The sequence below is a fragment of the Rathayibacter sp. AY1D9 genome, from assembly GCF_002932395.1.
Taxonomy (GTDB): Bacteria; Actinomycetota; Actinomycetes; order Actinomycetales; family Microbacteriaceae; genus Rathayibacter.
In genome coordinates, this window is record NZ_PSVQ01000059.1 from 1 (window position 1) to 12,163 (window position 12,163).

Below are 12,163 nucleotides of genomic sequence, written 5' to 3' on the forward strand. Positions count from 1 at the left end.
AGCGGTCGAACAGCATCAACGCCCTGCGGCTCGGGCTGGCGGTCCTCGTCATCGTGTCGCACTCCTTCCCCCTCGGCGGCTCCGGGCTCGCGGCTCCGGGCCTCAGCGCAGGACGTGGCCCTCGACGTCGACGGGAGCCCGGGCGGTGAGGCGCTTCAGCCGCATCGCGGGGCGCTCGACCAGCAGCCAGCTCGCCCACGCGAGGGGGACCGTCGCCGCGACCGAGAGCGCGATGTAGGCCCAGAGCGGCACGTCGGCTCCGGCTCCGACGATCGCCAGCGAGAGCAGCTGCTGCACGGGGAACGCGTAGATGTACATCCCGTAGGAGACGTCGTGGGTCGCGCCCACCCGACGCAGGGGGAGCCGGGCGCCGAGCGCGACCATCAGATAGGCGAGGGGGAGGCCGGCGAGCACGCGGTAGAGGCCGGTCGCGATCACGAGGACGAGCAGCACGGCCGCGACGGCGGTGAGCGCGCCCGTCAGGGGGAGGCGGTCGCGGTACAGGTGCACGAGCGCGCCGGCGAGGAAGTACCCGACGAGCGTCACCGTCTGGTTGAGGGGCGCCGGGAACGGGACGAGGTCCGTCGCGAGCACCGCCGCGACGAGGGTGAGGCCCGCGAATCCCGTGATCACGAGGGGGCGCACCCAGCGCTCGGGCGCCAGGGAGACGAGCAGGCCGATCACGACGTAGCTGACGAACTCGTAGAACAGGCTCCAGAGCGAGCCGTTCCACGCGCCCGGGTAGGGGACGGAGCCGAGCATCCCCGCGATGCCGTACTCCCGGATGTAGAGGGCGGCATTGGCGACCACGAAGCGCACCGCCCCGGCCGCGCTGTACTCGCCGGCTCCGAGGAGGAGCGACGCGAGCGGTGCGGCGACGAAGGCCACGACCAGGAGCGAGACGAGGAAGGCGGGATAGATGCGGAGGAAGCGCCGCCAGAGGAAGTCGACCAGCGATCGCGAGCGCAGCCGGCTCGCGGTGATCAGGAAGCCGGAGGTGGCGAAGAACCCGCCGACCGCCCAGGCGCCGAGGGTGGAGCCGCCGAACCCGGGGTCGTCGCCGTAGCCGCCGAGGGGGAAGGAGTGCGACACGATGACGAGGACCGCCAGCCCGAGCCGCAGGGCGTTGATGCTGTTCGACCGCTGGTCGAAGGCGGAGCCGACGGTCGGGCGCGTGCGCGGGCCTGGCGCGCGGGCGGGCGCGGCGGTGCGCCGGCCGTTCTCCTGGCGGGTCATGCGCACATCCTGCTGACCCCGGCCGCCGCCGTCGATCGGGCGTGGGACGCGCCGCGCTCCTCCCGGAGGGCCCGCGCGCCAGCAACGACGCGCGCTCCACCCCTGCGGACCCGCCGCGGAGCTGACGCGGACTGACGTGCGGCCTGCGGCTGACCCCTCTCCGCCCGGTCGTTCCTCCGTCGCCCTCTCCGCGAGACGCCGCTCCGGTAGTCGACACGCCGGAGCGGGTTCACCGGAGCGGGATCCCGCGGCGGGCGGTCGGATCACGCCGGTCGGATCGCGCCGGTCAGAGCAGCCCGTCCGTGAGATGGTCCGGCGTGCCGAAGCGGTGGGCCGTGATCGACACGGCCTGCTCGCGGAGGAACGGCAGCAGCTCCAGCCGGCCCGCCTCGGTCGCCGCGCCCGCGTAGACCGCGAGGTCGGGGCGCCCGCCCGTCACGGCCGTCACCGTCGCGGCGGACGCGCCCAGCAGACGCACCCGTCCGGCGCCGTGCGCGCGCACCCGCGCCTCCCACGCCGCGTCGTCCTCGACCACGACGGCGCCTGCCGCCTCGTCGAGACCGGCGGCGAGCTGCGGAGGCAGCGCCACGGCGCTCGAGACGACCACCCGTGCCTGCGCGGTCGCCGCCGCGACGGCCACCCGCACGAGCGAGCCCAGCGGCTCCCCGGCGGCCAAACGCACCAGCACGGCGGAGTCGTAGGGCAGGCGGCGGAAGACGTTGCGCTCCGCCTCCAGCCCCGTCACGTCGCGAGGAGCGCTCGCGGCCCGCGCCGCCGCGCAGCTGCGCGCCGTCCGCTCCACCGCGGCGTGCTCCTCCGCCGGGAGCTCCGCGCAGGACGCGGCGAGCAGGCGGGCGGCCGGTCCGACGACCGGAGCGGTCGCCTCCGACGACGCCGCGGTCCACGAGCCCAGGCCGAGCAGGTAGTCCGGCCCGCCCGCCTTGGTGCCCGGGCCGACCGCCGACTTCTTCCAGCCGCCGAACGGCTGGCGCTGCACGATCGCCCCGGTGATCCCGCGGTTCACGTAGAGGTTGCCCGCCTCGATCCCGTCGAGCCAAGTGCCGATCTCCTCCGGGTCGAGCGCGTGCAGGCCCGAGGTGAGCCCGTAGTCGACCTCGTTGACGATCGCGATCGCCTCGTCGAGGGTCGCCGCCGTCATGATCCCGAGGATCGGCCCGAAGTACTCGGTGCGGTGGAACTCGGACCCGCGGCGCACGCCGTCGCGGACGCCGGGGCTCCACAGGCGTCCGGAGTCGTCGAGGCTCCGCGGTTGCAGCAGCCAGGTCTCACCGGCGCCGAGCTCGGTCAGGCCGCGCAGCAGCTTGCCCTCGGCGGGTTCGATCACCGGCCCCATCCGCGTCGCGGGATCGGTCGGGTAGCCGACCGTGAGGGAGGAGACCGCGTCGAGCAGCTGCGCGCGGAACCGCTTCGAGCGCGCGACGGAGCCCACCAGCACGACGAGCGAGGCGGCGGAGCACTTCTGGCCCGCGTGCCCGAAGGCGCTCGCCACCACGTCCTTCACCGCCAGGTCGAGGTCGGCCGAGGGGGTGACCACGATCGCGTTCTTGCCGCTCGTCTCGGCCAGCAGCGGGAGGTCGTTCCGGAAGGAGCGGAACAGCTCCGCCGTCTCGTAGGCGCCGGTGAGGATCACGCGGTCGACCTGCGGGGAGGCGATCAGGTCGCGCCCCAGCTCCTCCTCCGGCAGGCGGAGCAGGCGCAGGGCCTCGCGGGGCACGCCCGCCGCCCACAGCGCCTCGGCCACTACCGCGCCGCAGCGCGCGGTCGGTCCGGCGGGCTTGAGCACCACGGCGGAGCCGGCCGCGAGCGCCGCGAGGACGCCGCCGGCCGGGATCGCGACCGGGAAGTTCCACGGCGGAGCGACCAGGGTCAGCGCGGCCGGGTGGAAGCGGGCGCCGTCGACCGCGTCGAGCTCGAGGGCGCGCTCGGCGTAGTAGTGGGCGAAGTCCACGGCCTCCGAGACCTCGGGGTCGCCCTGGTCGAGGGTCTTGCCGCCCTCGGCCGCCATGACCTCGAGCAGCTCGGCGCGGCGCGCCTCCAGCTCGTCGCCGGCGCGGTGCAGGATGCGGGCGCGCTCCTCGGCCGGGACGTCGCTCCAGCCGCTGCCGCGGGCGCCGGAGAGCACCGACTCCAGCTCGTCGAGGGTGCCGATCGTGGCGGCCTCGATCGCGTCGGCGCCGGCCCGGGAGGAGGGGACGCGCGCGAGGATCGCCTGCGCCCACTCGCGGTTCGCGGCGACGGACGGGTCGGTGTCGGGGGTGCTGCGGAAGTCGCCCGGTCCCGGACGGCCGCTCGCGGCGAACCGGTCGGGCACGCGGTGCGCCGGGGGGACGGCCCCGTCGAGGGCGGCGACGGAGGCGCGGAACCGCTCCTCCTCCCGCGCGAAGAGCGCCGGGTCGGCCTCGAGCTCGAAGACGGCCGACATGAAGTTCTGGCTCGACGCGCCCTCCTCCAGCCGGCGGATCAGGTACGCGATCGCCACGTCGAACTCGGCCGGCGCGACGACCGGCGTGTAGAGCAGGAGCGAGCCGACCGTGCGGCGCACCGCCTCCGCCTGGCCCTGGGCCATGCCGAGGAGCATCTCGTACTCGATCCCCTCGCGGACGCCGCGGGTGCCGGCGAGAAGCCACGAGTACGCGACGTCGAAGAGGTTGTGCCCGGCGACGCCGACCCGCACGTTGCGGATCCGCTCCGGGTGCAGCGCGTAGTCGACGACGCGCTTGTAGTTCGTGTCGGAGTCCTGCTTGCTGCTCCAGGTCGCCAGCGGCCAGTCGTGGACCGAGGCCTCGACCTGCTCCATCGGCAGGTTCGCGCCCTTGACCAGGCGCACCTTGATGCCGGCGCCGCCGCGGGCCCGGCGGGCGGCGCTCCACTCCTGCAGGCGGATCATCGCCGAGAGCGCGTCGGGCAGGTAGGCCTGCAGCACGATGCCGGCCTCGAGGCCGAGGAACTCCGGCCGGTCGAGGATGCGGGTGAAGACCGCGATGGTGAGGTCGAGGTCCTTGTACTCCTCCATGTCGAGGTTGATGAACTTCTGCGGCGAGGACGCGGCGGCCCGGGCGAACAGCGGCGCCAGCTCCTCCACGATGTCGTCGACCGCGGCGTCGAAGGCCCACGGGTTGTGCGGGGCGGTGCTCGAGGAGACCTTGATCGAGACGTAGTCGACGTCGTCGCGGGCGAGGAGCCGGTGCGTCCCCTCCAGGCGGCGGTGGGCCTCCTCGCGGCCGAGGACGGCCTCGCCGAGCAGGTTCATGTTGAGCCGGACGCCGTCGCGGCGGATCGCGGCGATGGCCGGGCCCAGGCGGGAGTCGGTCGCGTCGATGATCAGGTGGCCGACCATCCGTCGCAGCACCCGGCGCGCGATCGGCACCACGACGTCCGGGAGGAGCGGCGCCATGACGCCGCCGAGGGCGACCGCGCCGCGCATCGGAGCCGGGAGGAAGGACGGCACGCCGCCCGCGATCGCCTTCAGCGCCGCCGCCGCGACGCGGGTGTCCTCGGGGCGGACGACGCCGTCGACGAAGCCGACCGTGAAGTCCAGGCCGGCCGGGTCCTTCAGCACGCCCGCCAGCTGCGCCCCGGAGGCGTCGATCGGAATCGCGGACGCCTCGCGCAGCCAGCGCCGCACCAGGGCGACGCTCTCGTCGACCAGGCGGGGATCGATCGAATCGGGGGACGGGCCGTCGGCCGCGGGGCCGGTGGCGAGAGCGGGGCTGGCGAGATCCGTCATGGTGCGGTCCTTCTGCTCTGAGGTGGGTGCCTTCAGTATTCGACCGGCTACCGTTGAGCAGAAGCGACCGTTCCTTACCGGTACCGGTCAGCTCAGCTGAACGATCGGAGGGACGCCGTGCTCGATGTCCGCCGCCTGGTCCTGCTCCGCGAGGTGGCCATCCGCGGCACTCTCGCCGCCGCGGCCGAGGCCCTCGCCTACAGTCCCTCCGCCGTCTCGCAGCAGCTCGCCGTGCTCGAGCGCGAGGCCGGCGTCGAGCTGCTGCGGAAGGCGGGCCGGCGCGTGCAGCTCACACCCCAGGCCGAGATCCTGGTCGAGGCGGCCGGCGAGGTGATGGCCCTGCTCGAGCGGGCGGAGGCGGCGCTCGCGGCCTCGGGGGAGTCGGTGACCGGGCGGGTGCGCGTCGCGGTGTTCCAGTCGGCCGCGCTCGCGCTCATGCCGGGTGCGCTCCGGGCCGTCGCCGACCGCTTCCCGGAGGTGCGGGTCGAGATGGTGCAGCGCGAGCCCGAGGGCGCGCTGCACGAGACGTCGTGGGCGCGGGAGTTCGACCTCGTCGTCGCCGAGCAGTACCCCGGCCACTCGACCTCCTGGCTGCCCGGACTGGTGCGCAGCGACCTGACGACCGACGCGATCCGCCTCGCCGTGAGCCGCGACTCCGCCGTCGTCGACCTCGCCTCGGCCCGCGTCTCCGCCTGGGTGATGGAGCCGCGCGGCACCGCGAGCCGCCACTTCGCCGAGCAGACCTGCCGGGTCGCGGGCTTCGAGCCGGACGTCCGCTTCGAGACCGCCGACCTGCAGGCGCAGATCCGACTCGCCGCCTCCGGCCACGCCGTCGCCCTGATGCCCGACCTGGTCTGGGCGGGCGAGGCGCCGGACTGCCGCCTCCTCGAGCTGCCCGGCACGCCCCGCCGCACGATCTTCACCGCCCAGCGCGAGGCGCAGCTGGCGTCGCCGGCCGTGCGGGTGTTCCGGGAGTGCCTGGCGGAGGTGGCGGGGCGGTTCGCGTGAGGCTGAGGGTGTGCGGGAGTGCGGGAGGCGGTGCGGTTCGGTGCGGTTCGGGTGAGCGGGGGCGTGTGGCGGTGCGGTTCGGGTGAGCGGGGGCGTGTGTGGCGGTGCGGTTCGCGTGAGCGGGTGCGTGTGGCGGTGCGGTTCGCGTGAGCGGGGGCGTGTGGCGGTGCGGATCGGGTGAGCGGGGGCGTGTGGCGGTGCGGATCGGGTGAGCGGGGGCGTGTGTGGCGGTGCGGTTCGCGTGAGCGGGTGCGAGTGGCGGTGCGGTTCGCGTGAGCGGGGGGCGTGTGGCGGTGCGTGTGGCGGGGTGTTGCGCCGGTGTCCTGCGCGCGCCGCCCCGAGGACGGCGGGGATGTGCGGTGTCGGCTGCGGTGATCCCTCCCTCCACAGGAGGGCTTCACGCCGGTTCTCCACGGATATGACGATCCGTCGCTTCCGTGTCGGTGGTCGCTGATTGAATACACGTATGACGATGATCAGCGGGTCGACAGCAGTGGAGGCGGTGCTCAGCGAGGTGCGTGCTCGCGGCGACCGAGCCGCGGCGCTGGCCCGCTCGGCGTCCCCGCTGCTCCTGGCCGCGGCCGAGGAGCTGCACGCCGGGCACCGGGCCGCGCTCGAGCGTCCGGAGTCGTTCGCCCGCGGTTCGGCGCCCCACGCGTCGAGCGACCTCGCCGAGCGGTCGATCCGCGCGGAGTTCGCCGTCGCCCTCGGAGTCTCCGAACGGGTCGCCTCCCGCGAGCTCGACCACGCGCGCCTCCTCGTCGAGGACCTGCCGACCACCCGCGCCGCCCTCGCCGGGGCGCGACTGCGGTGGGAGGCGGGCCAGGTCGTCTGCGCCGTAGCGGCCACCCTGCCTCCGGGCTCCCGCGCCGCGTTCGATACGCGGGCGGCCGAGCTCGCGGCCCGCACCACGCCGACCCAGCTGCGGCGCGCTCTGGCCCGACTGCGGGAGGAGCTCCACGAGCAGCCCCTCGCCGAGCGGCACCGACGTGCCCGCGAGGACCGCGCGGTCTGGCTGACCCCCGAGGTCGACGGCATGGCGACGCTCTGCGCCCTCCTCCCCGCCCCGGTCGCCGTGGGGGCGTACAGCCGCCTCGACCGGATCGCCCGGATCCTCCGCGACGCGGCGGAGGGGACGCCGCCGCTCGACGCCGCGGAAGCGGGCTCCTGCGGAGCGGAGTCCAGCGGGACGACCGGAGCGGAGCCCGCCGGGACCACCGGGGCGGGCGCCGTCGATGCGATCTCCCGAGCGGGCGACGCGCGGACCCTCGCCCAGCTGAGAGCCGACGCTCTCGCCGACCTCCTCTGCGATGCGGACGTCATCGGCACGGTGCCCGACCCGGTCGGTGCCGATCGGCCCGTTCCGACCCTCGTCACCGGCGTGCGCGCCGAGGTGCGGGTCACCCTGTCGGCGAGCACCGCGTCCGGCGCCGACGACGCCTCCGCCGAGCTCGACGGCTACGGCCCGATCCCCGCAGACGTCGCCCGGAGCCTCGTCCCCGCGACCGTCACCCGCGTGCTGACCGAGCCCCGGACGGGCGCCGTCCTCTCGGTCGGGCGCACACGCCGACTGCCGCACCGCGAGCTGCGGCTCCTCCTCCAGCTCCGCGACGTGACCTGCCGCTTCCCCGGCTGCACCCGCTCCGCCGCGAGCGCCGAGGCCGACCACGTCGTCGAGTGGCGAAACGGCGGCGGCACCGACCCCGGCAACCTCGCCAGTCTCTGCGTCGCCCACCACCACGTGCGGCACGGCGACCGCTGGACCTACGTCCTCCACCCCGACGGCACCGCCGACTGGACCACCCCCACCGGCCGCCGCATCACCACGCGCCCGCCGGGCCTCGAGGAACGGCTCCGTCCAGGCCCACCCGCGACCCCGAGGTTCGAGGACCGGCCGCCGCCGTTCTGACACGCTGCCGTTCTGACACGCTGCCGTGCTGCCGTGCTGCGGTGCTGCGGTGCTGCCGTGCTGCGGTGCTGCGGTGCTGCCGCGCTGCCGTGCTTTCGTGCTCCCGTGCTGCCGTGCACCCCTGAGGGAATCGGCTGTCGGGCGGGTTCGGCCCATGGCGCGGGTTCGCACTGGTGATCGGGCCGTGCTGTCGCTCGGAGGCGAGTGCTCAGCGACCTCCCGCCGCGCCACTGACGCTCGGATCTGCGCCTTCGCTCGGGTTCACGCGGCCGCACCGTCGCACCACCGCCGCACCACCGCCGCTGAGGCGCGGACCGTCACCGGGGCCGCACCGTCGCCTGACACCGTGCCGACACCAGGGCCGTGCCGCCGCCGTTCGCCATGCCGCCGTTCAGCCACCACGATGCAGCACCTCGGCAGCTCAGCACCTCGGCAGCTCAGCGCGCGCCTAACCGCCGTCACATGCCGTCGCGTCGGCCCGCCGTTCGGGCAGCGTGTCTCGGGACTGCGCTGGCGCCCCGCACCGCCCCTCGGCTGCTCCGGCGGGGTGCGCAGTCCGGGCGAGCAGTCCGGGCGGGCACGCGCGGTCAGTCGGCGACGCGGAGGAGCACCTCGCCCGTCGTCCCGCCCCGCAGCCGTCCCGCCGCCGCGACGCTACGCCACCAGGAAGCGGTCCGCCGTCCGCAGCGAGAGCGCCATCGTCGCGAGCGCCGGGTTCGCGATCAGCGCGCTCGGGAACACCGAGTTGTCGCACACCCAGAGGTTCGGCACGTCGAAGCTGCGGCCGTCCGCGTCGATCACGGCGTCGCCCGCGTCGGTGCCCATCCGCACGGTGCCGAGCGTGTGCGCCGTGCGCGCCATCACCCGCGTGCTCGTCGCGCCGGCCGCCTCCACGATCGCGGTCATCGTCCGGATCGCGTGCCGGTCGATCGCCTCCTCGTTGGCGCCCGCCGAGAACGTGATGCGCGCCTTCGGCACCCCGTGCTCGTCCAGCTCGTCGGTCAGCTCCAGCCGGTTGCCGTCGGCGGGCAGGCACTCCGCGTTGATCCCGACGCCCGCCGCGAAGCGGTAGCCGTCGAGCGCGTCCATCAGAGCGCTGCCCCAGAGTCCCGCGCCGCGGGCGAGCGTCGTCGCGTAGGTCAGCGGCATCACTCCGAGGCTCTGGATCAGGTAGCCGCCCGCGAAGTCCGCGTCGGCCGGGCGGACGGTGTCCTCGGTGATCACCGAGGAGGGGTAGCCGCGGTAGCCGCGCATCTCGTTCTCGAAAGTGCCCCAGACCTGGGTCGCCCCGTGCGCCAGGAAGTTCCGGCCCACCTGGCCGCTGCTGTTCGCGATGCCGGTGTGCAGGAGGAGCCGGGGCGTCTCGACGCCGCCCGCGCAGAGGAACAGGGCGGAGCAGCGCTGCCGGTGCTCCACTCCGCCGCTCGTGTAGACCACGGCGCACACGCGTCCCGCGGCGTCCAGCTCGATCCCGTGCACGAACGAGTCGGCCCGGATCTCGGCGCCGGCCCGAACCGCCTCCGGCAGGTAGGTCACGTCCATGCTCGTCTTCGCGCCGGTCCGGCAGCCCTGATGGCACTGGCCGCAGTTGACGCAGGAGGGCCGGCCGTCGTCCCGCGGGCCGCTGAGCACGGCGGCGGGCGCATCGGTCGCGCGCATCCCGATCGCCGCGCAGCCGCGCAGCATCATGTCGGCCGAGGCGTTCCGCGCGAGCGGGCCCTGCAGGTAGCGGCGCGACGGGTCCCACGGGTACTCGGCCGGGCCCGCCACTCCGATCGTCGCCTCCACCTTCTCGATGTACGCGGTGAGCTCGGCGTGCTCGATCGGCCAGTCGCGGCCGACGCCGGAGTCGCTCCGGAGTCGCAGGTCGCGCGGGTCGGGGCGGGGCGTGAACGCGCCCCAGTGCAGCGTCGAGCCGCCGACCCCGCGGCCGCTGTTGTTCTGCCCGAAGGCGGTGGGGGTCTCGCCTCCGCTGAGGCGCTCCTCCATCCAGTTGATCTCGACGGCCGCCGTCTCGTCGGCGGTGTGGCCGAGCGGATCGACGTGCGGCCCGGCCTCGAGGGCGACGACGCGCAGCCCGCGAGCGGCGAGCACCGAGAGCAGGGGCGCTCCGCCGGCCCCGGTGCCGATCACGACGGCGTCGACCGTCTCGTCGAGCGGGAAGCGGCGCATGCCGGTCGTGTTCATCGGTGACTCCTCGTCGTCGGTTCCCAGGTCTCGCGGTCGTCGGCGCCGAGCAGGCGGAAGCCCGTCACGAGCGGCAGCGTGTCGCCGCCGCTGGCGTAGCCGTCGTAGCCGATCCGCGCCATCGACGCGGGGTGCGCCAGCCACTGCTTCACGAGGTCGACGCGGCAGTCCTCGAACCAGGCGGTCAGCTGCTCGGCACCGAGCCCGCCGGCCGAGCGGTCGCCGGGCTCCGCGGAGCCGTCGGCGATCGCGGTGAGGCGCGCGTCCTGCTCGGCGGGGCCGAGGCCGGCGAAGCCCCGGAGGGCGTCGAGCGCCAGACCGTAGGCGATCGGGTCGGCCGGCAGGTCGGCGTTGCGCCAGCCGTCGCCCTCGCCGTTCGCGAGCTGCGTGTCCACCCGTGCGGCCAGGTCGATCCGGCCGCCCTCCTGAGGGACGACCCGGTCGGCGATCGCGCGCAGCTCCGCGAGCTGGGCGACGGTCAGGGCGCGCGGCGCGTACTCCGGGTCGTCGGCGAGCGCGCGCACCGCCAGCAGCCCGCGCACCCGCGTGGAGGTGCGGGCGGAGGCGATGGCAGCGCCGACGTCGGCCGGGACCGACGGCGCCGTGCCGGCCTCCTCCTCCCAGAACCGGCGGATCGCCGCCGCCACCTCGACCGGGCGCTCGAACGGCAGCAGGTGGCCCGCCCCGGCGAGCGTGAGCAGCCGGGCACGGGAGTAGAGGGAGCCGTTCAGGCGGCGCTGCGCGTCGGCGCCGAGGTCGCCGTCCGCACCGCCCGCGATCAGGAGCGCGGGCACGGCCCCGAGGGCGGCCTCTCCGGTGCGGTCCTCGCGGCTGCCGTGCTCGAGCCAGTCGCGCCAGCCCTCGGGGGAGTAGCGGCGCAGCTCGGCCAGCACTTCCGCGTCGGCGTCGGCGGGCAGCGGCGAGCCGACGTTCTGGTCGACGAACTCGCGCGCCTGCGCCTCGTCGAGGTGCCCGTCGTCGACCCAGCCGAGCATGGTCGAGCGGCGCTCCTCCTCCATCGGCTCGGGCGAGAGCGGCGACCCGGCGAGGAGCACGACGCCCGCGAGCCCGAACAGGCCCGAGCGGCCGGTGACCGTGCGCGAGGCCACGAGGGAGGCGATCTTCCCGCCCATGCTGTGCCCGAGGAGCAGCCAGCGGGAGGCGTCGTGCTCGCGGATCCGGCGGATCGTGGCGGCGGTCATCTCCTCGAGCGAGGTCCCGGATCCACCGGGCAGGTCGAGCGCGACGAGGTCCGCGACGTCGGCGAGCTCGCGGCCGAGCGCGTCGAAGGCGCGGCCGTCGAGCCCGAGTCCGGGCAGGGCGAAGAGGGTGGGGTGGGGGCTGGTGGACACGGGCGTCCTGTCGGATCGGCCGCGCCACGGCAGTGGGGAGCGGGAGGGGAGCGGCGGCGGGGGGCCGGCCCTCCCCATCCGACCACACGGCGTGCGCGCGCTCGGACCCTTGCGCCGACGGGGCTCTCGTGCTGTGCTCTGCGCCACCGTCCGCGGCACGATGCCGGGCGGTCGTGCCGCCCCTCTGTGCCGCGCCTCCGTGGCGGGCCTCAGAGCGGGGAGGCGAACACCACCAGGTTGTCCCGGTAGCGGCCGATCGCCGTGTCGTACTCGCCTCCGCAGGTCACGAGGATCAGCTCCTCCTCGAGGGTCGCGCCGAAGACGCGGGCGGTGGGGAACGCGGCCTTGGCGTGGGACTCGACCGCCCTCACCCGGTAGCGGTGGTCGGAGCCGTCCACTCCGCTCACCGCGATCTCATCGCCCGGGGCGAGCTCGCCGAGGCGGAAGAAGACCGCGGGACCGGACCGCGAGTCGACGTGCGCCGCGATCACGGTGCGGCCGCTGCCACCCGGGCGCCCGCCTCCCGAGAACCAGCCGACGTCGTCGTAGTCCACCGGCACCTCCATCGCCCCGTCCGACTGGATGCCCAGCGCGATCAGCGGCTCGTCCAGGCCCATCGCGGGCACGCTCAGCCGGGCGGGCTCGACGCCGACGGTGCGCGCAGGCGCGGCAGCGGCGGGGTCGAGCCCGCCCGGCTGAGCGTGCCCGCGATGGGCCTGGACG

General features: G+C 75.2%; 7 protein-coding genes. 2 read left to right on the forward strand and 5 right to left on the reverse strand.

Annotation, left to right across the window (positions count from 1 at the left end):
• Positions 1-102 precede the first annotated feature (102 nt).
• Together C5C50_RS16120 and C5C50_RS16125 are read right to left on the reverse strand one after the other, a co-directional pair.
• Positions 103-1,236, reverse strand: coding sequence for an acyltransferase (locus tag C5C50_RS16120; protein WP_104273910.1), 1,134 nt, complete (start codon positions 1,234-1,236; stop codon positions 103-105).
• A gap of 286 nt (positions 1,237-1,522) precedes the next feature.
• Positions 1,523-4,984 (reverse strand): bifunctional proline dehydrogenase/L-glutamate gamma-semialdehyde dehydrogenase, encoded by a 3,462-nt coding sequence (locus C5C50_RS16125; protein ID WP_104273911.1) that lies wholly within the window; start codon positions 4,982-4,984, stop codon positions 1,523-1,525.
• Positions 4,985-5,101: 117 nt separating this feature from the next.
• Here C5C50_RS16125 and C5C50_RS16130 point away from each other — a divergent pair, with 117 nt between their 5' ends.
• Both C5C50_RS16130 and C5C50_RS16135 read left to right on the forward strand, forming a co-directional pair.
• On the forward strand, positions 5,102-5,992 hold the full coding sequence (locus C5C50_RS16130) for a LysR family transcriptional regulator (RefSeq protein WP_104273912.1): 891 nt from the start codon (positions 5,102-5,104) through the stop codon (positions 5,990-5,992).
• A gap of 466 nt (positions 5,993-6,458) precedes the next feature.
• On the forward strand, positions 6,459-7,901 hold the full coding sequence (locus C5C50_RS16135) for an HNH endonuclease signature motif containing protein (protein WP_104273913.1): 1,443 nt from the start codon (positions 6,459-6,461) through the stop codon (positions 7,899-7,901).
• A 654-nt stretch (positions 7,902-8,555) separates the two neighbouring features.
• On the opposite strand, the gene C5C50_RS16140 is transcribed toward C5C50_RS16135, so the two are convergent.
• The 3 genes from C5C50_RS16140 to C5C50_RS16150 all read right to left on the reverse strand — a co-directional run.
• On the reverse strand, positions 8,556-10,088 hold the full coding sequence (locus C5C50_RS16140; protein WP_104273914.1) for a GMC family oxidoreductase: 1,533 nt from the start codon (positions 10,086-10,088) through the stop codon (positions 8,556-8,558).
• A complete protein-coding gene (locus C5C50_RS16145) occupies positions 10,085-11,440 on the reverse strand; it encodes an alpha/beta hydrolase (protein WP_104273915.1) in 1,356 nt (451 codons plus the stop codon). The genes C5C50_RS16140 and C5C50_RS16145 overlap by 4 nt, the downstream gene beginning before the upstream one ends.
• Before the next feature lie 209 nt (positions 11,441-11,649).
• Positions 11,650-12,163: class F sortase (locus C5C50_RS16150; protein ID WP_258067790.1), on the reverse strand; the 514-nt coding region annotated here is incomplete at its 5' end.